Genomic DNA, 20,388 nt, shown 5'->3' with positions numbered 1-20,388 from the left:
ATGGCCTGGGCGAGCGGACTGTTCGACAATGACGAGGCGATGGATTTCGTCGGCGACCTGGCCGAGGCGCCGGACTGGCGCACGGTCGTCCAGATGCTGGACCATGTGACGAAGACGGCCGGCTATCTGGAAGCCCCCGAGGGCGAGATCGCCGTGGCAGCCGCGGCGATCGTCGCCGCATCGGTCGGCGACGTCACCATCCTGCCCGACAGCCACCGCGACCTGAAGACGGCGCTGGGCGCGGCTCCGGACGGCGCGGTCGCCCTGGCGCGCTCTGCCCTGGCGCGCGTCGTCGGCCCGGCCTCCGAACTCGACGAACTGTGGCAGGAGGGGGAGGATCACGACGCGTGGCTCACCCAGATCGCCGCCCTGCAAACGACCTTGAGTGCCGCGAAATGAGACCTGTCTTCGTCAATATCGGTGAGCGCACCAACGTTACTGGCTCGGCCAAGTTCAAGAAGCTGGTCATCGACGGCGACTATCCGGCCGCCCTGTCGGTGGCCCGCCAGCAGGTCGAGGCCGGGGCCCAGGTCATCGACGTCAACATGGACGAGGGCCTGCTCGACTCCAAGCAGGCGATGATCACCTATTTGAACCTGATGGCGGCCGAGCCCGACATCGCTCGGGTGCCGGTGATGATCGACAGCTCCAAGTGGGAGGTGATCGAGGCCGGCCTGAAGTGCGTCCAGGGCAAGGCGATCGTCAATTCGATCTCGATGAAGGAGGGGGAAGCCAAGTTCATCGAACAGGCGAAGCTATGCCTGCGCTACGGCGCGGCCGTGGTGGTCATGGCCTTCGACGAGCAGGGCCAGGCCGACACCGCCGCCCGTAAGATCGAGATCTGCGAGAAGGCCTATCGCATCCTGGTCGACAAGGTGGGCTTCCCGGCCGAAGACATCATCTTCGACCCCAACATCTTCGCCGTGGCGACGGGCATCGAGGAGCACGACAACTACGCCGTCGACTTCATCGAGGGCACGCGAGAGATCAAGAAGCGCTGTCCCTACGCCCGCATCAGCGGCGGGGTGTCGAACGTCTCGTTCAGCTTCCGTGGCAACGAGCCGGTGCGACGGGCCATCCACTCGGTGTTCCTGTACCACGCCATCGCGGCGGGCATGGACATGGGCATCGTCAACGCCGGCGACCTGCCGGTCTATGATGCGCTGGACGCCGAACTGCGCGAGGCCGTCGAGGACGTGATCCTCAACCGCCCGCAGCGCACCAACGTCACCAACACCGAGCGGCTGGTCGACCTGGCCCCCAAGTACAAAGGCGACAAGAGCCAGGTCCAGACCGCCAATCTCGAATGGCGCAAGGGCACGGTCAACGAACGCATCACCCACGCCCTGGTCAACGGCATCACCGAATTCATCGAGGCGGACACCGAGGAGGCGCGCCTGTCGGTCGAGCGACCGCTACACGTCATCGAAGGCCATCTGATGGACGGCATGAACGTGGTCGGCGACCTGTTCGGCTCGGGCAAGATGTTCCTGCCGCAGGTGGTCAAGTCGGCCCGCGTCATGAAGCAGGCCGTGGCCTGGCTGGAGCCGTTCATGGAGGCCGAGAAGGCCGGCAAGCCGCGCGTCCAGGCCGGCCGCATCCTGATGGCCACGGTAAAGGGCGACGTCCACGACATCGGCAAGAACATCGTTGGCGTGGTGCTGCAGTGTAACAATTACGAGGTCATCGACCTGGGCGTGATGGTCCCGGCCGACCGCATCCTGGAAGAGGCCAAGAAGCACAACGTCGACATGATCGGGCTGTCGGGTCTGATCACCCCGTCGCTGGACGAGATGGTGTTCGTGGCCGCCGAGATGGAGCGCCAGGGCTTCACCATGCCGCTGCTGATCGGCGGCGCCACAACCAGCCGCACTCACACGGCGGTCAAGATTGAGCCGGCCTATTCTAAGGGCTCGACCACCTATGTGCTGGACGCCAGCCGGGCGGTGGGCGTGGTCTCGGGCCTGCTGTCGCTCAGCGAGCGCGACCGCCTGCAGGCCGAGACGCGCACTGAGTATGTCCGCATCCGCGAGCAGTATGCGCGGGGGCAGAGCAACAAGGCGCGCACCAGCATCGCCGATGCCCGCAAGAAGAAGTTCGAGATCGAGTGGGCCGGCTACCAGCCGCCCAAGCCCAGCTTTATCGGCGTGCGGACCTTCGAGCCGTCGCTGGCCGAGCTGGTCCCGTTCATCGACTGGTCGCCGTTCTTCGCCAGCTGGGAGCTGATCGGCCGCTTCCCACAGATCTTGGAGGACGACGTGGTCGGCGTGGCCGCCACCGATCTCTATCGCGAAGCCCGCGAAATGCTCGACAAGGTGGTGGCCGAAAAGTGGTTCGGGGCCAAGGGCGTGATCGGCTTCTGGCCGGCCCAGGCCGACGGCGACGACATCGTTCTGTACACTGACGAAAGTCGCAAGACTGAGCTGTCGCGCCTGTTCACCCTGCGCCAGCAGATGGACAAGGGCGCCGGCAAGATGAACGCCGCCCTGGCTGACTTCGTCGCGCCGATCGGGCACGGCCCCGACTATGTCGGCGGCTTCGCCGTCACTGCCGGCCATGGCGAGGACGAGATCGTCAAGCGCTTCAAGGACGCCGGCGACGACTACAGCGCCATCATGGCCAGCGCCCTGGCCGACCGCTTGGCCGAGGCCTTCGCCGAGTGGCTGCACTACCAGGCCCGCGTCGAGCTGTGGGGCTACGCCGCCAATGAGGCCCGCGACACCGACGTGATGATCGCCGAAAAATACCAGGGCATCCGCCCCGCCCCCGGCTATCCGGCCCAGCCCGACCACACCGAGAAGGGCACGCTGTTCAAGCTGCTGGACGCCGAGGCCGCCACCGGCATGATCCTGACCGAGAGCTACGCCATGAGCCCCGGCGCGGCGGTGTCGGGCTTCTATTTCAGCCATCCGAAGTCGCACTATTTCGGCGTTGGCAAGGTCGATCCCGATCAGGTCGAGGACTATGCCCGCCGCAAGGGCTGGGAGGTGGCCCTGGCCGAGAAGTGGCTGTCGCCGATCCTCAACTACACCCCCGGCGCCAAGGCGCGGGGGGAGGCGGCTTAGCCGCCCAGGAACGGGCCGAGGCCGAAGGCCTGGCCGCCACCCGGGGCGACGCCCTGCGCAAGGCCCAGCAGAAGCGCGGCCTGCAGACCCTGACCGCCCCGGTCGGCGGCATCGTCCAGGCCGTTTCTGTGACGACGCTGGGCGAGGTGGCCGAGACCGGCAAGCCGGTCGTCACCCTGGTGGCCGACGGCGAGGCCCTGGTGGTCGAGGCCCTCGTTTTGGGCCGCGACATCGGCTTCGTCCACACCGGCGACCCCGCCGTCGTCAAGCTGGAGGCCTATCCGTTCACCCGCTACGGCACGCTGAGCGGCCAAGTGATCTAGGTCTCGCCGGACGCCATCGTCGATGAAAAAAGGGGCTTGGTGTTTCCCGTCAGGATGAAGCTGTCACGGGCGCGTCTTACGGTTGACGGCCGGCAAGCTTTGCTGTCGGCTGGCATGAGCGCTTCGGTCGAGATCGTGACGGGGAAACGGCGGGTGATTGATTTTGTGTGGTCGCCGGTGGCGAAGACGGTGTCAGAGGCGGGGAGAGAGCGGTGAGGAACGGATATCGACGGCCTTACCCCCCGACCCGTGCGGGGGCCTCCCTGGCAGCGGCCTGCTTGGTCGCATCGATGTCGTTTGGCTTCGCCTGGAGTGCGCCTCCCAAGACGTCGCGGACCAAGCAGGAGCCTCCCAGTCTCTACTTCTGGCGTAACGAACGCCCTCACAACCAGCTTCAGTTCGAGACGGTGGAAGGCTACCTCTACAACATGCAAGAAAGGCAGCGTCGCGTCGTTCCCACGAGGACCGCCAGCGCCTATTCCGCCGCCCAACTGCGCACATGGGCCCAGCGCGGCGACTTGATCGCGAACTTCATCATCGCCGGGCAGCTCCGAGGTTCGCTCAACGCGCAGACCATAAACAGCCAGCAGGACGAGGCCGCGCTGGCGCGATCACTCCCGTTCTATGAACGCGCCGCACAACCGTCGCCATGCGCCGGCATCCTGGCGAGCGAAAAGAAAATCCGGGAGTTCCTTGGTTGCAGCAAAGGTCTCCCCGAAGCCCAATACGTCTTGGCCGTTTGCTACAAATACGGACTTCTTGGCTGCCGCCAAGACGACGCCCTATCCTTAAAATACTGCACCCTGAGTAAAGGGCAAGGATACATCCCGTCCGAAAACCTATGCCGATCTGAGGATTGAAATGCCAAACCCCACGAAGGCTGTTCGTCCTGAATTCGTCGCCCAGTCATTGCCGGGCGGAGACACCTTGATCAATCTCGTCAGCGGATCGGCGGCGAACGTCGGAATTACTCTGCCGCGCATCGTCCTGGGACCGGGCACCGCGACCACCAGCGTGTCGGCCTTCGTGGAAGGCCTTGAGGCTCTCTACTGGCACTCGGACACCGCGAGCCCGATCGACTCGGTGACACAGTTCACGGACTACGCCACCAAGGGATGGGACGTGCGGGTCGATTTCGGCGCCACCGGCAAGAATGGTGCGCGTGGGGGAGCGGCGTCGGCCGTCTGGAACAAGGAGAAATGGAGACACACACTCTATTTTCTCGGCGCCATAGATCTTCGAGTGGAAGCCTAGGCGCGGCGGCATCGAGCATAGCGACCCCCCTTTAAGCCGCCTCGATCTCCCGCGTCGCCGCGTCGCGCAGCTTCTCCTCCGTCCAGCCCGCCAGGCTCTTGCCCGCCAGTTCCGCCGCCAAGGCGGCGCGGGCGTGGACCACGGGATCGACGCGGACCATGATCTGGCCGGAATAGGGCTTTTCCGGCTTCTTTCCGGCCTTGGCGCAGGTGGCGATGTAGTCGGCGACGGCCTCGTGGAAGGCGGCCTTCAGGTCGCTGACGCTGTCGGCGTGGAAGCCGACGATGTCATTGACCCCGGCGAGGCGGCCGATGAAGATCTCATCCTCGTCGTCGAATTCGGCCCGAGCCGTGTAGCCGTTGTGCTTCATGACATTCATGGCGTCACTCCAATCGCCGCGAGGGTCGTTCCGGCCGACTTGTCAGGCGTCGCCGAGCAACTCCGCCAGCCGCATCGCCAACTCCGGCGCCAACAGTGCGGCCACCTCGGCGTCGGCTCCGAACGCCTTGACCGAGCGATAACGCTCGTCCGTCGGGTCGCGATGGACGATCATCCGCCGGGCCGCGACATCGACCACCCAGTAGGCGCGGAGGCCGTGGTCGGCATAGATCGCGGTCTTCAAGCCCAGGTCGCGTGACAGGCTTTCGTCGCTGACCTCGACGATCAGGGTGACGTCGCCGCCCGACAAGTCCTGCGGCTTGAGGCAGCGCTTTGCGATCATCTTCGCCGCAACGAAGACGCGCGATCTTCAACGGAGCGTCCTGGCGGTCGGTGGTGCGGCCGGGCTTGGCCTCAGCGGCTGCGACCGCGCCGGCAAGACCGAGGTCGCGATCAAGTCTCGACAATTCCCCGACGACTTCGTCTGGGGCGTGGCCACGGCGGCCTTTCAGACCGAGGGCTCGCCTACCGCCGACGGGCGCGGCCCCAGCATCTGGGATACCTTCGAGAAGCAGCCGGGCCGGATCAAGGACGGCTCGACCGCCGATCTGGCCACAGACAGCTACCGTCGCTACGCCGAGGATATCGAGCTGATCGCCGGGGCGGGGCTGAAGGCCTTCCGCTTCTCGATGTCGTGGTCGCGGGTGCTGCCCACCGGGTCAGGCACGGTCAACGCCGCGGGCTTGGACCATTACGAGCGCCTGGTCGACGCCTGCCTGGCCAAGGGCGTCACGCCCTACGCCACCCTGTTCCACTGGGACCTGCCCCAGGCCCTGCAGGACAAGGGCGGTTGGAGCGCGCGCGACACCGCCCAGAGCTTCGCCGACTACGCCGCCGCCGTCGGCCAGCGGATGGGCGACCGGCTCAAGCACATAATCACCCTCAACGAGCCGGCGGTGCACACCGTCTTCGGCCATGTGCTGGGCGAGCACGCGCCGGGCCTGAAGGACATCGCCCTGCTGGGACCAACCACCCACCATATGAACCTCGCGCAGGGCCTGGCGATCCAGGCCCTGCGCGAGGGGCACGACGATCTGAAGATCGGCACGACCCTGGCCCTGCAGCCATGTCGCCCGGCCGGCGGAGCGCTGGCCTTCTGGAACCGCCCGGCGTCCGGCGGCCTGGATGCGCTGTGGAACCGGGCGTGGCTGGATCCCCTGCTGAAGGGCGTCTATCCGGCTTTGATGGATGATTTCCTGAAGGGGCATGTGCAGGACGGCGACCTTGCCAAGATCCGCCAGCCGGTAGACTTCCTGGGGGTGAACTACTACTCGCCGGCCTATGTGAAGATCGACCTGGGCTCGCCCAGCCACATCGCGCCCGCCGCCCCGCCGCCCCGCCGCCCGGGGCCGAGCTCGACGCCTTTGGCCGCCAGATCGACCCCTCGGGCCTGGCCCAGGTGCTGGACATGCTGCGCCACGACTACGGCAACCCGGCGGTGATGATCACCGAGAACGGCTGCTCGGACGCCTTCGGCCCGGGTCCAGCGGTGCTCGACGACGGCTTCCGCAGCCAGTATCTGCGCCGCCACCTCGAGGCGGTGAAGGGGGCGATGGAGGCAGGCTCCCGGATCGGCGGCTATTTTACCTGGACTCTGATCGACAACTGGGAACGGGACCTGGGCTTCACGTCCAAGTTCGGCTTGGTGGCGATGGACCGAACCACGGGCGTGCGAACGCCCAAGGCGTCCTATGCGTGGTTCAAGGCGCTGGCGGAGAGCGGGGCGCTGCCGGTAAAATAACCCTCTCATCGGGAGAGGGTCTAAACGCCGCCCTTAGTCCGGCTTGCAGACCAGTACGTTCTTGCCGCCGCGCTTGCCGGGCGCGAGGCTGCCGGCGCAGGGCTGGGGATTGTTGGGGTCGATGATGATCTCTCCCTTTTCGGCCAGCGGCAGTGCGGGCGGCTTGGCGCCAGGCTTCGCCGCCGTCTTCGCCCCAGGTTTCGCCGCCGTCTTCGCAGGCGTGACCTTGGCGGAAACCGGCTTGGCCTTCGCCGCGACAGGCTTGGCGATCGGAGCCGGCTTCGGCGTGTCGGCGACCGGGGTTTCAGCCGCTGGAGCCTCCTGAGGCAAGGGCTCCGTCGCAGCCGGGACGGGTGCGGATTCGGTCGGCGCGAGAACCGGAGCCTCGTCCTTCTTGACGTTGTAGTTCAGGGCTTGGCCGAACAGGTTGGACTTGGTCTCCAGGGTCTTGGCGCGGGATTCGCAGTCGCCTGGGGGCGACCAACTCATCCACACCTGAGCCAGGCGGGCCTTGTCGACCTGCTCGGAGCCGCCCCAGACCGAACGGCCCTTCTTGATCGCCGCCGCGCCATATTCGGAGATCGGACGGGGGCTGGCCTTCTCGGCCGCCACAATCGCCGACCGATAGATCTTCAGGTCGCTCTGGGCCTGAGTGCGCAGGGCCGGATATTCCTTCATTGCAGCGGAAAATCCGTCGGGGCCGGGGAAGGCCTTCTCGATGCGAGTCACTTCCGGCAGGACCTTGTCGTACAGCTCGACATAGCCGCCCAGCGCGCCGTAGCACCAACCGACATAGCCATAGTCGTCGGTCGGCGGCGTGGGCGCGGCGGTCGTGCGGACCGGGGGAGCGGAGGCGACCGGCGCGGTGGACACGGGAGCGTCCTGGGCCAGCAGGGCCAGGGCGAGAAGGAAAGCGGTCGCCATGCGGGCGGAAGTCCTCTTGATAGGGCGTCGATCTACAAAGTCGGGCGCGTTGAGTTAGAGCCTTTCCGGCCGCAATGGGACCGGAGCATGGCGCCGGGGGCGTTTCAACCCGCCCACGCTCAAGCGTGACCATAACGACGTGGACGGCCAAAACGCTCCCCCGGCCCGCGAATATTTCCGGCGAGCGTCGGACAGACTGTTACCAATTTTCAATGTGCGATGCAGCATGGCCGGGTGGGGCCACGGCTTTTTTGTGCTAGAAAGCGTGGGAGGCGTGATCCGTGGGGGACGGTCTTGCGTATATACAACTGCCACTACTCCGCCACGCTTCTGGACTCACGTCGCTGCCATGACCTTCTGGCGTAACATTGCAAGCCTCGCCGCGCGGCGGTTGGACATGGCGGAATGCCAGGAATGTCCGCCTGGCCTGCCGGGGCAGGATCCGGCCTTCTCGACGGCCGTGACGGCCCTGGGCGCGAAGCTGGCCAAGGCCGACGGCTCGGCCGACACCGACGAGTTCGCCGCCTTCGCCGAGGTGTTCCACCCCGACCCCGCGTCCGAGAACAACATCCACCGCCTGTATGACCTGGCGCGGCAGACGACGCACGGCTTCGAGAGCTATGCCAAGCGCCTGGCCAAGCGCTATCGCACCTGCCCGCAGCTGCTGGAGGACGTGCTGGACGGCCTGTTCCACATCGCCAAGGCCGACGGCGCGGTGACCCCCGAGGAGCTGGCCTATCTGGAGCGGGTGTCGGATCTGTTTGGCATGTCGCCGCTCGCCTTCCGCCGCCTGACCGCCACCCACGTCGGCGCCGAGCCTGACGATCCTTACCGCATCCTCGACGTGCCGGCCGACGCCGAGGACGCGGTGGTGCACTCGGCCTGGCGCACGGCGATGTCGGAGGTCCACCCGGACCGGGCGAGAGCCCGAGGTCTGCCTCTGGAGTTCATCGAAGTGGCCGAGGCCAAGTCGGCCGCGATCAACGCCGCCTTCAGCACGGTGATGCGCGAACGCCGCGAATTGGCGGGTTTCGCGGCGGGCTAGCGTCGAATTCATTTTACGCAACGATCGACTGGGTGTTCAGTTGACGTTCAGTACTGGCGCCCCACCTTAGCAAGAGGGCGGGGCAACGCCTGGCGAGGAAGACGATGGAGACATCCAAGGCCAACGGTATCGCCTGGCGCAGCCTGGCCACCATCGCCGGAGCCGTGGCGACCTCGGTCGCCGTCGCCGTCGCCGCCGTCATCGCCGTTGTGTTCGCCGCCACCTTGGTGGTCATTGGCTTCATGGCCACCGCCTTGCTGGGCTTGGCCGCCTTCGCCCTTCGCGGTCGTCCCACCGCCGCGCCCGCGCCCGCCGGCGATCCTGGCCTGATCGAGGCCCGACACATGGGCGGCCATTCGTGGGTGGCCTACGGTTGGAACGAGCGACGGTAAGTTCTCTCCCGCTACCCCGGATTTCGACTGAGCTTCGCCGCGCCCTGCGGCTGCCGCATGACTGAGTTCGCCTCGGGCGTCACCGCGTTCTGAACGCCCGCGAACGCCATTCCCGCCGGCCTGTCTATGAAGGCCTGGGTCCACCACAGACCGTTCGAACCGACATGACCCAGGCTACAGGCGGTGTCGACGCCCCAGCCTAACGCCGAATAGCCGCCGAACGGAGGGGTCTGCAGCGTTCGCCACGACGCCTCGGTCAGGAAGCCGGTCGGGCGGTCGCGATGGGCCTTCAGATAGGTCAGCAGATCGCCGAGGTTGATGTGGACCAGGCCGGACGGTCCCAGCACCGTGCCTGACTAGGCTCCGACCAAAGCCGCCAGCACGTCAGCCGCGTTAGCTGGGCGAGCAACCGCGAAGCGGCGAGCGCCAAGGCGGCGCGGATGTGGTCTCGACGCGTCGGCTCCATGCGATCCCCTGGACGCCGCATGTGGCGCGGCGCTCGCCATGGTTGTCAAGCGCGTGCCCCCTTGCCCTCTACGCCACTCTGCCCGACACTGGCTTCAAACAAGCGTTTAGCCGCCAAGGCCTCGGAGACGAACATGATCGGCGTTATAGCAATTCTCAAAGTGCAGCCGGACAAGGCCGCCGATTTCGAAAAAGTCTTCCTCGACCTCCAAAACAAGGTGAAGGCCAACGAGCCCGGTTGCCTGGCCTACCAGCTCGTCAAGAGCCGGACGGAGCCTGCAGTCTACAAAGTGCTGGAACTCTATGCCTCGGAAGACGCGCTAAAGGCCCACGGCGGCAGCGACTATTTCAAGGCCGCCGGCGCGGCGATGGGACCGTTCATGGCCGGTCGTCCCGAGATCGAATATCTGGATGCGGTGGAGTAGCGGCCGTGGATCTCGCCTTTTCCGCCGAGGATCTGACCTTCCAGAATGACGTCCGCGACTGGATCGCCAAGGCTTTCGATGACGGCCTGCGACACAAGATGGCCCAGTCGAAGAACGGCTATCTCGACAAGGCCGGCCAGGTGAAATGGCAGAAGAAGCTGTTCGAGCGCGGCTGGGCCGCGCCGGATTGGCCGGTTGAGCTGGGCGGGACGGGCTTCACGCCCTCGCAGCGCTACATCTTCAACATGGAGATGTCGCTGGCTGGCACACCAAACCCCTCGCCCATGGGGCTGAAGATGTGCGCGCCGGTGATCATGGCGTTCGGCACGCCAGAACAGAAGGCCCAGCACCTGCCGCCGATCCTGTCGTCCGACATCTGGTGGTGCCAGGGCTATTCGGAGCCGGGCGCGGGGTCGGACCTCGCCTCGCTGAAGATGAGCGCCGTCCGGGATGGCGACGACTATGTCCTGAACGGCTCAAAAATCTGGACCACCCAAGCTCAGTGGGCCGACTGGATGTTCTGCCTGGTGCGCACCTCGACGCAGGGCAAGCCGCAGGAGGGGATCAGCTTCCTGCTGCTGCCGATGACCCTGCCCGGCATCCAGGTGAAGGCCCTGCCCACCCTGGACGGTCCGGCCGAGGGCGAGCAGGAGATCAACCAGGTGTTCTTCGACAATGTTCGCGTGCCCGTGGGCAACCGGATCGGCGAGGAGAACAAGGGCTGGACCTACGCCAAATATCTGCTCGAGTTTGAGCGCGGCAACGCCTATGCGCCTGGCCTGATGCACATGTTGCGCAAGGTGAAGAAGATCGCCGCCCTGGAGCGCGCCGACGACGGCGGGGCGCTGATCGAGGACCCGGACTTCCGCTTGAAGATCGCCGAGCTGGAGATCGCGGTGGAGTCGCTGAACGCCACCGAGCTGCGAATCTTCTCCGGCCGTTCTGCGGGCAAGGCGGTGGGGCCGGCCTCGTCGATGCTGAAGCTGGCGGGATCAGAGACCCAGCAGGCGATCACAGAATTGGCCCTGGAGGCGGTCGGAACCTATGCAGCGCCGTTCGTGCGCGACACCTGGGCCCCGACCAACGAGGGCCGGGCCGGACCGGATTACGCGGCCCCGATCGCGCCGTCCTATTTCAGCTACCGCAAGACCACGATCTATGCGGGCTCCAGCGAGATCCAGAAGAACATCATCACCAAGCTGGTGTTGGGGCTTTAGATCGGAGTGGGGACAGGCGCATGCGCCTGTCCCCACTCCGCACGGGGAGGCGTTAGTTTTTCTCCATCGTCCTCAAACGAAACCCGCCTTTATAACCACCGCTAACCCAGCCCTTTGCGGAGCCGCCTCATGGCCCTCGACGCCCTGTTCAAGCCGTTCGAATTCAAGTCGCTGAAACTGCCCAACCGGGTGGTGATGGCCCCGATGACCCGGTCGTTCTCGCCCGGCGGCGTCGCCACCGACGACGTCGCCGCCTATTACCGCCGCCGCGCCGAGAACCAGGTCGGATTGATCATCACCGAGGGCACGGGCGTGGCCCGCGACGCCTCGCTGAACGACGCCAACATTCCGCGCTTCCATGGCGAGAAGGAACTGGCGGCCTGGAAGACTGTGGTCGATGAGGTGCACGCGGCCGGCGGCCTGATTGCGCCGCAGCTGTGGCATGTGGGCGCGGCCAAGGGGAAGGACGTGCTGGGCAAGATCGATAGTCCCTCGGGTCTCTCCAAAGCTGGCGGCGAGCCCTTCACCACCCCGATGACCGACGCCGAGATCGCCGACACCATCGCCGCCTTCGCCACGGCGGCCGCGGACGCCAAGCGCCTTGGCTTCGACGCCATCGAACTGCACGGCGCCCACGGCTATCTGATCGACCAGTTCTTCTGGAACGGCACCAATGTCCGCGACGACGGTTTTGGCGGCGCCACCATTGCCGCCCGCGCCAATTTCGCGGCCGAAATCCTCAAGGCCGTGCGGGCTGCGGTCGGTCCGGACTATCCGGTGATCATCCGTCTGTCGCAGTGGAAGCAGCAGGATTTCACCGTCAAGAACGCCGTCACGCCTCAAGAGCTGGAAGCCTGGCTTCAGCCCCTGGCCGACGCCGGGGCCGACATCTTCCACTGCTCACAGCGCCGGTTCTGGGAGCCGGAGTTTGAGGGCTCAGACCTCAACTTCGCCGGCTGGGCCAAGAAGCTGACCGGCGCCCCGACGATCACCGTCGGCTCGGTGGGCTTGTCGGGCGAGTTCATCGCGGCGTTCGGCGGCGAGGGCAGCCAACCGGCCTCGATCGACGGTCTGCTGGAGCGCCTGGACCGCGGCGAGTTCGACCTGGTCGGCGTCGGGCGCGCGCTCTTGCAGGACCCGGAGTGGGTCATGAAGATCCGCGACGGCCGCAACGACGAACTGAAGGCCTTCGAGCGCGAGGCGCTGGGGGTGCTGTACTAAGACCAAATCTTCCCCCTGCGGGGGAGGTGTCGGCGCAGCCGACGGAGGGGGGAGTTAGCCGCGGTGGGTCCGCCCCCCCCCCACCGGCGCCTTCGCGCCGCCTCCCCCACAGGGGGAGGAATGGGTTCATCCGTTGAAATTCAACCTCAACCCCGCCCTGGGCCACCGCGCCTTGTAGAGTTTCCCCGTCCCCGACGCCGTGATCCAGGCGTCTCTCATGTCGGCGCCGCCGAAACAGATGTTGGTGACAATCACGTCGGGCACGGCGAAGTGCTCGGTCGCGCCGCCCGGCGAGATCGCGGTGATTCCGCCATTGATGATCGTCGCCACGCAGACCCTGCCATCGGCCTCGACCGCCAGGCTGTCGAACAACTGATACCCCGGCAGGGTGACCACCACGTTTCCGGGCATCAACGGCGGCGCGTCGGCCAGGACGCCGGGCGCGGCGATGTCGAACGACCATAGCCGGCCCAGGGTGGTGTCGGCCATGTAGACGGTTTTCTCGTCGGGCGAGAGGCCCACGCCGTTGGGCGAGACGAAGTGGTCGCGCCAGCGAACGATCTGGCTGCCGTCGGTCAGGGCGTAGTAGAGGGCGCCGAACTTGCGACCCTCGGCTGTGGTGCAGCCGTGATCGGTGAACCAGAAGCCGCCTTGCCGGTCGAACACCAGATCGTTGGGCCCGATCAGCCGCTTGCCGTCGCACTCTGTGTAGAGCGTGGTCACAGCGCCGGTCGTTAGGTCTACGCGCTGGATCGACCCGCCCTCGTGGCCTGGCGGTGTCGGGCCGGGCACGTTGAGGCCGCCCATGTCGATGAAGTTGAAGCTGCCGCCGTTGTTGGTGACATAGACCGCGCCGTCCGGACCGATGGCCGCGCCGTTTGGGCCGCCCGGCAACTCGGCGATCGTCTCGCGGCGCCCGTCGGCGGCTACGCGGCTAAGGGTCTGGCGCTGGATCTCGGTGAGGATCACCGAGCCGTCGGCCATGGCGATCGGCCCCTCGGGGAATTGCAGGCCCTCGGCGACGAGTTCCAGTTCCATGCGTCTTGCTCCCGTTGCGACACCTCTAGCGGGCGCATGGGCGGAGTAAACGGGCGTTTGAACCCGCACGCAACGCCTCAGTCCAGATCGTAGAGCTCATAGGCGATCAACGCGCCGTCACTGGCCAGGAAGGCGCGGCCGTGGGCCGAGCGAACCAGGGCCTCGCGGTCGATCCATTTGGGCGTCGAGTCCGACGATCCGGCGCCCTGGGCGGCGCAGGGGACGGTCAATCGCACTGACTGGCGCGGCTTGAAGCGGGCGCCACGCTCGGCCTTGATCGCCCGACCATAGACCCGGCAGGTCGCTACTTCGCCGCGCTGTAGCGGACGAACCTTGAGCACGTCGAACACCACCACGTCGGTCGCCGCCGCCCGCCCCAGGCTGTCGTCCTGGCCCAGGTTGCGCGCATCGACCGGGGCGGCGCTGCACAGCGTCAGGACGCAAAGCGCGGCGAACAGGTGAGGGCGAACAGGCATCATCGACGCTCCAATACACGGAACACGAAGGCGTGGTCATCATCGGGACCGGCGGGGTGCTCCTCGCGGCGCACCTCCGTCCAGGCGGTCTCGTCGAAAGCCGGGAACGAGACGTCGCCCTCCACCTCGGCCTGCACCTCGGTGAGGTACAGCCGCTTGGCGCGGGGCAGGGCCAGCTCGAAGATCGCCCGGCCGCCGATCACGCAGACCTCGTCGACGCCGTCGTCGGCGGCCTGTTCCTTGGCCATCTGCAGGGCTTCCAGGAAGCTCTCGCAGACCACGGCCTGCTGGGGTTCGAACGAGCCGTCCTGCGACAGCACGATGTTCATCCGGCCGGGAAGAGGCTTGCGGGGCAGGCTGTCCCAGGTCTTTCGCCCCATGATCACCGGCTTGCCCATCGTGCAGGCCTTGAAGATCGCCAGGTCGGACTTCAGGCGCCAGGGCAGATCGCCATCTCGGCCGATGACGCCGTTGAGCGAGCGGGCCACGGGGCCGACGGTAAGGATCACGGACATGGGCCCGTTCTACGCCGCTCCGAACGGAACCACCACCTGTTGCGCCGAGGCGCGGGCGATCAACTCGCCGTCGGGTCGCCGGAAATCGGCGTCGACATGGATCATGCCCCTGGTCTGGGCCACCACGCGGCCTTCGATCGTCAAGACTTCCGCCTTGCCCACGCGGATGAAATCGACCTTGAGATTGCTGGTGCGGAACATTGCGTTGCCCGGCGCGACGGTCATGGCCGCGAGCGCCAGGATCTGGTCGGCGAGGGCGGCGATGTAGCCGCCGAACAACGAGCCATCGACATTCAGCAACTCCGGCGCCGGCGTCCAGGTCTTGCGCACCCAGCCCTCGCCCCAGTCGTCGAGGCCGCCGAGCTGGAGGGTCTGGACGACCGGCGGCAGGACGACGTCGCCGCTCTTGATCTGATCGAGGCGGTCAGTAGCCCAGGTCACACCGCCACGGCCGCCTTGATGTGCGGATGAGCCTCGTAGCCTTCCAGCGTGAAGTCTGCGTACTCAAAGCCGAACAGATCTGTCTTGTCGGCCATCTTCAGGGTGGGGAGGGGGAGGGGTTCGCGGGTCAGTTGTTCGCGGGCCTGGTCCAGGTGGTTGAGATAGAGGTGGGCGTCGCCGAAGGTGTGGACGAACTCGCCCGGCTGCAGACCGACGACCTGGGCGACCATCATCGTCAGCAGGGCGTAGGAGGCGATGTTGAACGGCACGCCCAGGAAGACGTCGGCGCTGCGCTGGTAGAGCTGGCAGCTGAGTTTCCCATCCGCGACGAAGAATTGGAACAGACAGTGGCAAGGCGGCAGGGCCATGTCGTCGACATCGGCCGGATTCCAGGCGCTGACGATGTGACGGCGACCGTTGGGATTGGTCTTCAGGCCCTCGACCAGCCTGGCCATCTGGTCGATCGAGCCGACTCCGTTTCCGTCTTTGGCCGGCGCCGCCCACGAGCGCCATTGCTTGCCGTAGACCGGACCCAGGTCGCCGTTCTCGTCGGCCCATTCGTCCCAGATCTTGCAGCCGTTTTCCTGCAGATAGCGGACATTGGTGTCGCCCTTCAGAAACCACAGCAGCTCGACGATGATCGAGCGCAGGTGCAGTTTCTTGGTGGTCAGGACCGGGAAGCCTTTGGACAGATCGAAACGAATCTGCCGGCCAAAGACGCCCAACGTGCCGGTGCCTGTGCGATCGCCGCGCTGGACGCCGTTGTCGAGGATGTCCTGCAACAGGTTCAGGTACTGCCGTTCCGGATGGTCGGCGGGGGCCTGCTGGGCGTGGATGGGGACGATGGCGTTCATGGTCGCTAGAGTGCAGGCGAATCGCCGTCGTCGCCAGTGCGGCAAATGCGTTTGGGCGTTCGTCCCGTCAGTAAGGTGGAGGGAGGGGCTTTGTCACCCCGCGAAGCCGCCCTCGTCCAGAAACGCCTGTTCTTCCTGCGTGGTTGTCCGCCCTAGCGCCGCGTTGCGGTGCGGGAACCGGCCGAACCGGGCGATGATGTCCCGGTGCAGCAGGGCCCAGTTCAGGCTCTCGGCGTCGCCGTTGTCCTTCGGCAGGCCTTCGAACAGGGCGATGCCGGCGTCCTGTTCGGCCAGGGACTCCGAATGTTCGTAAGGCAGGTAGAAGAACGGCCGCAGCAGCGGGTCCACGGTCTTATCGTAACCGGCGGCCACGGCCGCGACAGCGATCGTCCGGGCCTTGCCGTCGGTGGCGAACGCGTGGCCACTGTCGCGGTAGAGGTTGCGGGGAAACTGGTCGAGCAGGATGACCAGGGCCATCGCGCCTTCGGCGTCGCCCGCCCAGCCGTCGTACTGGCCGCGCGCGGCGACGAGATGGACGGGTTCGAACCTCAGCCGGATCGCCGCGTCGAAGACGTCCGACTTGACGAACCACTTGGCCGGGCCGGCGGCGGCCCAGAAGCCGAGAACGTCCTGAGGGTTGACGAGCATAAAGCATTCCTCAGCGGCGTCGTTCAAACGCGGTTCATGGCGCTGGGCCGACACTACATACAAGGGATGAGCGTCGGACCCACCACAAGGGATCCCTGGAGCACGAAATGAAACGTCTGATCACGACCGCGATGATCCTGTCGCTGCTGGGCGGTGCCGCGGCCGAAGCCGCCGGCGCGGGACAGCTTGACCGGCGCGGGGGCCGCCAAGAGGGCGGCGAGCGCGGCCCACGCGGGGATAACGGTGGCGATCGCGGCGGTCAGCAGCAGCCTCAACCACAGGCCCAGCCTCAACAGCAACCTTCGAGTAGCGATCGCGGTGATCGTGGCGACCGCTCCAACGGCGGCGGCAGTTGGAGCGGCGGCCGTCCGGCGCCACAGCCGCAGGAGCCTCAACAGCCTCAACAGCCTCAACAGCCTCAACAGCCTCAACAGCCTCAGCAGCCTCAAACTCCCCCGCAGGCGCAAAACCCGCAGCAAGGCCGTGACCGCGGCGGCTGGCAGGGCCAGAATGGCCAAGGCGGTCGTGGTGGCCAGGGCGGAAATTGGGGTCAAGGACAGGGTCGTCCAGATCAGGGCCGCCCCGACCAAGGCGGGCGTCCCGGTGGCTGGGACCGTCCCGGCCAAGGCGGTCGTCCCGATCAGGGCGGACGTCCGGGCGGTTGGGATCGTCCCGGCCAGAGCCGCCCCGGCGACAACGGCCACTGGCGTGACCGCGACAACAACCGTCAGCGCTATGACCAGCGTCGCTACCGTCCTTCCTATCAGGCCGGCCAGCGCTACCGGGTCGGCGTCTATCGCTATCCACGTGGCTTCTACGTGAACCAATGGTCGTTCGGCGACTATCTGCCGGGCGGCTGGTACGGCCAGTCCTACTATCTGAACGCCGGTTCCTATGGCCTGCCCTATCCTCCGGCCGGCTGCGAGTGGGTTCGGGTCGGCGACGACGCCGTCCTCGTCGATATCTGGTCGGGCCAGGTGCTCAGCGTCAACTACGACCTGTTCTGGTGATTGACTGAAATTTGGGGACGCACGCATGCGTGCGTCCCCATCGGCATCCTCGACCTTCGTCGTCGATTTCGCTGCCTTTCAGGAGCGGCGGACGGCGGCGACTTGCCGTTCTGGCCGGCTCCTGCCACGCCGACGATGGCGGCGGAGCGCCCCAGGGTCTAAAACGTGGCCGCAGAGGCTATAAGGTCACAACGTTCTGCCGTCATCGCCTTGACGAAACGGCAAAAAAACGCTCAAACGCCCGGCCTTTGTCGCTCCGCCGTTGCGCGGGACGGCCTGATTTGACCAGTCCTGGAGAAAAAACATGCGCGTCTATTATGATCGCGACGCCGACCTCGCCCGCATCCTGGACAAGAAGATCGCGATCGTAGGCTACGGCTCGCAAGGTCACGCGCACGCTCTCAACCTCCGCGACTCGGGCGCCAGCAACGTCGCCGTCGCCCTGCGCGCCGGTTCGGCCACCGCCAAGAAGGCTCAGGCCGAGGGCCTGCAGGTCATGACCGTGGCCGAGGCCGCCGCCTGGGCCGACCTGATCATGATCCTGGCGCCCGACGAGCATCAGCGGGCGATCTATGCCGAAGAGATCGCCCCCAATATCCGCGACGGCGCGGCCCTGCTGTTCGCTCACGGCCTGAACGTCCACTTCGGCCTGATCGAGCCCAAGGACACCATCGACGTCCTGATGGTCGCGCCCAAGGGCCCCGGCCACACCGTGCGCGGCGAATATCAGAAAGGCGGCGGCGTGCCCTGCCTGATCGCTGTCCACCACGACGCCACGGGCAACGCCCACGACCTGGGCCTGGCCTACGCGTCGGCCATCGGCGGCGGCCGCTCGGGCATCATCGAGACCAACTTCCGCGAAGAGTGCGAGACCGACCTGTTCGGCGAACAGGCCGTCCTGTGCGGCGGCACGGTCGAGCTGATCCGCTGCGGCTTCGAAGTGCTGGTCGAAGCCGGTTACGCGCCGGAAATGGCCTATTTCGAGTGCCTGCACGAGCTGAAGCTGATCGTCGACCTGATCTATGAAGGCGGCATCGCCAACATGAACTACTCGATCAGCAACACGGCCGAGTACGGCGAATATGTCACCGGCCCGCGCATCGTCACCTCGGAGACCAAGGCCGAGATGAAGCGGGTGCTGGAAGACATCCAGTCGGGCAAGTTCGTCCGCGATTTCATGCTGGAAAACCAGGTCGGCCAACCCTCGTTCAAGGCCACCCGTCGCCGGACGTCCGAGCACCAGATCGAGGAAGTCGGCGGCCGCCTGCGCGCCATGATGCCCTGGATCGCCAAGAACAAGCTGGTCGACGTGGCCAAGAACTAGGCTTTTGCGCCATCGCTGAAACGTCAGACGGCGGGCTCGAGAGGGCCCGCCGTTTTTCGTCCACCAAACCCATTCAACCGCTCATCCTGGCATTGGCCGGGATGAGCGGCATTTGGAATCTCACCCCAACAAGAACACCGGCCCCCAGGCGACCTGATACTTGTGTTCCCCGGTCGAAAGGTGAGGGCGCAGTTGCCAGGCGCCCGGCGGCAGGGTTTGGGGGCCAGGGCCTTCGAGATAGGTCTCGATCAGGGGCTCGGCGCCCGGCTCCGACACCGAGAACTGATCGATGCGCGGGGTGGCGCGGGCCAGGGCCTCGCCGATGGCGTCCACGGACGACACCCGTAGCGGGGCAGGGCCAGCCAGCCGGGCCGAGACCTCGGCATAGGCGCCCACGGCAATCACCTCGGCCCCCCGGCGAAGCACGCCGTAGCCCACATGGGTGAAGCCCGTGGCCAGCAGGTTGGCGCGGTGGCTGGGGCTGGTCTTCCACTGGCCCATGATCTGGTCGGGACGCACTGGCCCAATGGCGTTGAGCCGCTCGGCGATGTTCTCGGCCGGGGCGCCGATCAGGTCGCGGGCCAGCAGGCCGACGCGGGCCGCAGGTCCGAAACCCTCGGGGGTCATGTGGTCGAACACGCCGGTGCGGGCCACGTCAGCGGCATGGGCCCGGGCCGCCAGGGTCAGGCCGGGATCGGGCGTCAGGTTTCGCAGGCCTCGAGCGCGCCGAAAGATGTCGCCCAGATCGGCCAGGTCCTGTTCGAAATCTGGATCGAAGTCGCCGCGTCGCTGGGCCAACTGAGCCCGCAGGCGGCGCTCATAGGCGAGCCAGGAGTCGCTCAGCGCGGCGCGCGCGCAGGCAGGCAGCAGGCTTGAGCCGACGACGGCGAGGAGGGTGCGACGGTGGACCGTGGTCCCGATGGGGGGCGACATCTTCAAGGCGGTTGACAGCATCCCGTTTGCGCAAGCTCTAAGGTCTCATGAGACCTGTCCGTTCCCTATGGCTGGCCGGCCCCGAACCCTGGCTGCCCGACGCCGAGCCGCACGCCGCCCGGCAACGCGCCTTGTGCCTGAACTTCGGCTTCACTGGCCTGACGGCGCCCGCCATCGTCGAGAGCGATCCCAACGATTCCGAGATCCGGGCCCGCGAACTCTACACCGAAAGAATGGCGAAGCTGCGTCAGGCCGACGCCGGGGTGATAAACCTGACGCCCTGGCGCGGTCCGTCCTGCGCCGCCAGCGCCGCCTTCGAGGCCGGGGTGTTGGCTGGGCTGGGCAAGCCGGTCTTCGCCTATCTCAACGTCGCCGACGAAATCGAGGCCGAATATGTCGACCGGGTCGAGGCCCATGTCGGCGCCCAGCGCGACGAGGCCGGCGTCTGGCGCGATGGCGACGGTTGCGTGGTCGAGGACTTCGGCCTGCCGGAGACGGTGATGCTGTGGGCCGAGGCCCGGCGCCTGTTCGTGATCATCACCGAGGACACGCTGCACGACCTGACGGGGCTGGAGATGTGCCTGGACGCCTTGGCGCTGTACGCTGAGTAGGGTCTATTCGCCCACTTGCCCCCACCTG

Annotated in this window: 26 protein-coding genes; 15 read left to right on the top strand and 11 right to left on the bottom strand. The window is 66.5% G+C overall.

All coding sequences use genetic code 11. From position 1 onward, the window contains the following. From ACP694_RS14610 to ACP694_RS14590, 5 genes are all read left to right on the top strand, one after another. Window positions 1-399, top strand: a complete 399-nt coding sequence (locus tag ACP694_RS14610) for a DUF4259 domain-containing protein (RefSeq protein WP_426013515.1) — start codon at window positions 1-3, stop codon at window positions 397-399. After that, a complete protein-coding gene (gene metH / locus ACP694_RS14605) occupies window positions 396-3,065 on the top strand; it encodes a methionine synthase (RefSeq protein WP_426013513.1) in 2,670 nt (889 codons plus the stop codon). Before ACP694_RS14610 ends, metH begins: the two co-directional genes overlap by 4 nt. Further along, window positions 3,005-3,388, top strand: coding sequence for an HlyD family efflux transporter periplasmic adaptor subunit (locus tag ACP694_RS14600; protein WP_426013512.1), 384 nt, complete (start codon window positions 3,005-3,007; stop codon window positions 3,386-3,388). Before metH ends, ACP694_RS14600 begins: the two co-directional genes overlap by 61 nt. A gap of 278 nt (window positions 3,389-3,666) precedes the next feature. Further along, a complete protein-coding gene (locus tag ACP694_RS14595) occupies window positions 3,667-4,248 on the top strand; it encodes an SEL1-like repeat protein (protein WP_426013510.1) in 582 nt (193 codons plus the stop codon). A gap of 67 nt (window positions 4,249-4,315) precedes the next feature. After that, entirely contained in the window at window positions 4,316-4,642 is a 327-nt protein-coding gene (locus tag ACP694_RS14590) for a hypothetical protein (protein ID WP_426013508.1), read from the top strand. A gap of 31 nt (window positions 4,643-4,673) precedes the next feature. On the opposite strand, the gene ACP694_RS14585 is transcribed toward ACP694_RS14590, so the two are convergent. After that, entirely contained in the window at window positions 4,674-5,021 is a 348-nt protein-coding gene (locus tag ACP694_RS14585; RefSeq protein WP_426013506.1) for a type II toxin-antitoxin system HicB family antitoxin, read from the bottom strand. 42 nt (window positions 5,022-5,063) lie between these two features. Then, complete coding sequence (locus ACP694_RS14580) at window positions 5,064-5,363, bottom strand: Uma2 family endonuclease (RefSeq protein WP_426013504.1); 300 nt, start codon at window positions 5,361-5,363, stop codon at window positions 5,064-5,066. Here ACP694_RS14580 and ACP694_RS14575 point away from each other — a divergent pair. Further along, the gene (locus ACP694_RS14575) at window positions 5,341-6,522 is read left to right on the top strand and encodes a glycoside hydrolase family 1 protein (protein WP_426013503.1); all 1,182 of its coding nucleotides are present in this window, start codon (window positions 5,341-5,343) and stop codon (window positions 6,520-6,522) included. The two genes, ACP694_RS14580 and ACP694_RS14575, sit on opposite strands and share 23 nt — an antisense overlap. Next, window positions 6,489-6,821, top strand: coding sequence for a family 1 glycosylhydrolase (locus tag ACP694_RS14570; protein WP_426013502.1), 333 nt, complete (start codon window positions 6,489-6,491; stop codon window positions 6,819-6,821). Before ACP694_RS14575 ends, ACP694_RS14570 begins: the two co-directional genes overlap by 34 nt. 33 nt (window positions 6,822-6,854) lie before the next feature. Here ACP694_RS14570 and ACP694_RS14565 read toward each other — a convergent pair whose 3' ends face one another. After that, entirely contained in the window at window positions 6,855-7,745 is an 891-nt protein-coding gene (locus tag ACP694_RS14565) for a hypothetical protein (protein WP_426013501.1), read from the bottom strand. A 349-nt stretch (window positions 7,746-8,094) separates the two neighbouring features. Between ACP694_RS14565 and ACP694_RS14560 the strand changes: the two genes are divergently transcribed. Both ACP694_RS14560 and ACP694_RS14555 read left to right on the top strand, forming a co-directional pair. Next, complete coding sequence (locus ACP694_RS14560; protein WP_426013500.1) at window positions 8,095-8,790, top strand: TerB family tellurite resistance protein; 696 nt, start codon at window positions 8,095-8,097, stop codon at window positions 8,788-8,790. 104 nt (window positions 8,791-8,894) lie between these two features. After that, window positions 8,895-9,182: a hypothetical protein gene (locus tag ACP694_RS14555; RefSeq protein WP_426013498.1), complete on the top strand. Its 288-nt coding sequence runs from the start codon at window positions 8,895-8,897 to the stop codon at window positions 9,180-9,182. Window positions 9,183-9,193: 11 nt separating this feature from the next. On the opposite strand, the gene ACP694_RS14550 is transcribed toward ACP694_RS14555, so the two are convergent. Then, a complete protein-coding gene (locus ACP694_RS14550; RefSeq protein WP_426013497.1) occupies window positions 9,194-9,529 on the bottom strand; it encodes a hypothetical protein in 336 nt (111 codons plus the stop codon). Between the two features lie 252 nt (window positions 9,530-9,781). Here ACP694_RS14550 and ACP694_RS14545 point away from each other — a divergent pair, with 252 nt between their 5' ends. The 3 genes from ACP694_RS14545 (at window position 9,782) to ACP694_RS14535 (ending at window position 12,510) form a co-directional block, all read left to right on the top strand. After that, the gene (locus ACP694_RS14545) at window positions 9,782-10,072 is read left to right on the top strand and encodes a putative quinol monooxygenase (protein ID WP_426013495.1); all 291 of its coding nucleotides are present in this window, start codon (window positions 9,782-9,784) and stop codon (window positions 10,070-10,072) included. A 5-nt stretch (window positions 10,073-10,077) separates the two neighbouring features. Next, on the top strand, window positions 10,078-11,289 hold the full coding sequence (locus tag ACP694_RS14540) for an acyl-CoA dehydrogenase family protein (protein WP_426013493.1): 1,212 nt from the start codon (window positions 10,078-10,080) through the stop codon (window positions 11,287-11,289). Between the two features lie 129 nt (window positions 11,290-11,418). Beyond that, complete coding sequence (locus ACP694_RS14535; RefSeq protein ID WP_426013491.1) at window positions 11,419-12,510, top strand: NADH:flavin oxidoreductase; 1,092 nt, start codon at window positions 11,419-11,421, stop codon at window positions 12,508-12,510. A 126-nt stretch (window positions 12,511-12,636) separates the two neighbouring features. Here the strand turns inward: ACP694_RS14535 and ACP694_RS14530 are convergent, their stop codons facing one another. The 6 genes from ACP694_RS14530 to ACP694_RS14505 all read right to left on the bottom strand — a co-directional run bounded on the left by ACP694_RS14530 (window position 12,637) and on the right by ACP694_RS14505 (window position 16,482). After that, window positions 12,637-13,548 carry an SMP-30/gluconolactonase/LRE family protein gene (locus ACP694_RS14530; protein ID WP_426013489.1) on the bottom strand — a complete coding sequence of 304 codons (912 nt, stop codon included), beginning with the start codon at window positions 13,546-13,548 and terminating at the stop codon, window positions 12,637-12,639. A gap of 77 nt (window positions 13,549-13,625) precedes the next feature. After that, the gene (locus tag ACP694_RS14525; RefSeq protein ID WP_426013487.1) at window positions 13,626-14,027 is read right to left on the bottom strand and encodes a hypothetical protein; all 402 of its coding nucleotides are present in this window, start codon (window positions 14,025-14,027) and stop codon (window positions 13,626-13,628) included. Further along, complete coding sequence (locus tag ACP694_RS14520; protein WP_426013486.1) at window positions 14,024-14,539, bottom strand: dihydrofolate reductase; 516 nt, start codon at window positions 14,537-14,539, stop codon at window positions 14,024-14,026. Before ACP694_RS14520 ends, ACP694_RS14525 begins: the two co-directional genes overlap by 4 nt. Before the next feature lie 9 nt (window positions 14,540-14,548). Next, on the bottom strand, window positions 14,549-14,980 hold the full coding sequence (locus ACP694_RS14515; RefSeq protein ID WP_426013485.1) for a PaaI family thioesterase: 432 nt from the start codon (window positions 14,978-14,980) through the stop codon (window positions 14,549-14,551). Continuing rightward, window positions 14,977-15,834 (bottom strand): thymidylate synthase, encoded by an 858-nt coding sequence (locus ACP694_RS14510; RefSeq protein WP_426013483.1) that lies wholly within the window; start codon window positions 15,832-15,834, stop codon window positions 14,977-14,979. The genes ACP694_RS14515 and ACP694_RS14510 overlap by 4 nt, the downstream gene beginning before the upstream one ends. A 93-nt stretch (window positions 15,835-15,927) precedes the next feature. After that, entirely contained in the window at window positions 15,928-16,482 is a 555-nt protein-coding gene (locus tag ACP694_RS14505) for a DUF924 family protein (protein WP_426013482.1), read from the bottom strand. A gap of 107 nt (window positions 16,483-16,589) precedes the next feature. Here ACP694_RS14505 and ACP694_RS14500 point away from each other — a divergent pair, with 107 nt between their 5' ends. Continuing rightward, window positions 16,590-17,492 carry an RcnB family protein gene (locus ACP694_RS14500; protein WP_426013480.1) on the top strand — a complete coding sequence of 301 codons (903 nt, stop codon included), beginning with the start codon at window positions 16,590-16,592 and terminating at the stop codon, window positions 17,490-17,492. Window positions 17,493-17,796: 304 nt separating this feature from the next. After that, window positions 17,797-18,816: a ketol-acid reductoisomerase gene (gene ilvC, locus ACP694_RS14495; RefSeq protein ID WP_426013478.1), complete on the top strand. Its 1,020-nt coding sequence runs from the start codon at window positions 17,797-17,799 to the stop codon at window positions 18,814-18,816. 120 nt (window positions 18,817-18,936) lie between these two features. Here the strand turns inward: ilvC and ACP694_RS14490 are convergent, their stop codons facing one another. Beyond that, complete coding sequence (locus ACP694_RS14490) at window positions 18,937-19,770, bottom strand: CAP domain-containing protein (RefSeq protein WP_426013476.1); 834 nt, start codon at window positions 19,768-19,770, stop codon at window positions 18,937-18,939. Window positions 19,771-19,796: 26 nt separating this feature from the next. Here ACP694_RS14490 and ACP694_RS14485 point away from each other — a divergent pair, with 26 nt between their 5' ends. Further along, complete coding sequence (locus ACP694_RS14485; protein WP_426013475.1) at window positions 19,797-20,360, top strand: nucleoside 2-deoxyribosyltransferase; 564 nt, start codon at window positions 19,797-19,799, stop codon at window positions 20,358-20,360. Window positions 20,361-20,388: the final 28 nt, after the last annotated feature.

It is taken from the genome of Caulobacter sp. DWR2-3-1b2, from assembly GCF_049896345.1.
Classification (GTDB): domain Bacteria; phylum Pseudomonadota; class Alphaproteobacteria; order Caulobacterales; family Caulobacteraceae; genus Caulobacter.
The sequence above is the reverse complement of the archived record's forward strand: the minus strand, read 5'-3'. Positions and strand labels throughout refer to the sequence as shown.

Coding starts and splice junctions, on each gene's coding strand:
- ACP694_RS14610 (WP_426013515.1), top strand. CDS start 1: ATGGCCTGGGCGAGCGGACTGTTCGACAATGACGAGGCGATGGATTTC.
- metH (WP_426013513.1), top strand. CDS start 396: ATGAGACCTGTCTTCGTCAATATCGGTGAGCGCACCAACGTTACTGGC.
- ACP694_RS14585 (WP_426013506.1), bottom strand. CDS start 5,021: ATGAATGTCATGAAGCACAACGGCTACACGGCTCGGGCCGAATTCGAC.
- ACP694_RS14580 (WP_426013504.1), bottom strand. CDS start 5,363: ATGATCGCAAAGCGCTGCCTCAAGCCGCAGGACTTGTCGGGCGGCGAC.
- ACP694_RS14570 (WP_426013502.1), top strand. CDS start 6,489: ATGCTGCGCCACGACTACGGCAACCCGGCGGTGATGATCACCGAGAAC.
- ACP694_RS14565 (WP_426013501.1), bottom strand. CDS start 7,745: ATGGCGACCGCTTTCCTTCTCGCCCTGGCCCTGCTGGCCCAGGACGCT.
- ACP694_RS14560 (WP_426013500.1), top strand. CDS start 8,095: ATGACCTTCTGGCGTAACATTGCAAGCCTCGCCGCGCGGCGGTTGGAC.
- ACP694_RS14555 (WP_426013498.1), top strand. CDS start 8,895: ATGGAGACATCCAAGGCCAACGGTATCGCCTGGCGCAGCCTGGCCACC.
- ACP694_RS14545 (WP_426013495.1), top strand. CDS start 9,782: ATGATCGGCGTTATAGCAATTCTCAAAGTGCAGCCGGACAAGGCCGCC.
- ACP694_RS14535 (WP_426013491.1), top strand. CDS start 11,419: ATGGCCCTCGACGCCCTGTTCAAGCCGTTCGAATTCAAGTCGCTGAAA.
- ACP694_RS14530 (WP_426013489.1), bottom strand. CDS start 13,548: ATGGAACTGGAACTCGTCGCCGAGGGCCTGCAATTCCCCGAGGGGCCG.
- ACP694_RS14525 (WP_426013487.1), bottom strand. CDS start 14,027: ATGATGCCTGTTCGCCCTCACCTGTTCGCCGCGCTTTGCGTCCTGACG.
- ACP694_RS14520 (WP_426013486.1), bottom strand. CDS start 14,539: ATGTCCGTGATCCTTACCGTCGGCCCCGTGGCCCGCTCGCTCAACGGC.
- ACP694_RS14510 (WP_426013483.1), bottom strand. CDS start 15,834: ATGAACGCCATCGTCCCCATCCACGCCCAGCAGGCCCCCGCCGACCAT.
- ACP694_RS14505 (WP_426013482.1), bottom strand. CDS start 16,482: ATGCTCGTCAACCCTCAGGACGTTCTCGGCTTCTGGGCCGCCGCCGGC.
- ACP694_RS14500 (WP_426013480.1), top strand. CDS start 16,590: ATGAAACGTCTGATCACGACCGCGATGATCCTGTCGCTGCTGGGCGGT.
- ilvC (WP_426013478.1), top strand. CDS start 17,797: ATGCGCGTCTATTATGATCGCGACGCCGACCTCGCCCGCATCCTGGAC.
- ACP694_RS14490 (WP_426013476.1), bottom strand. CDS start 19,770: ATGCTGTCAACCGCCTTGAAGATGTCGCCCCCCATCGGGACCACGGTC.
- ACP694_RS14485 (WP_426013475.1), top strand. CDS start 19,797: ATGAGACCTGTCCGTTCCCTATGGCTGGCCGGCCCCGAACCCTGGCTG.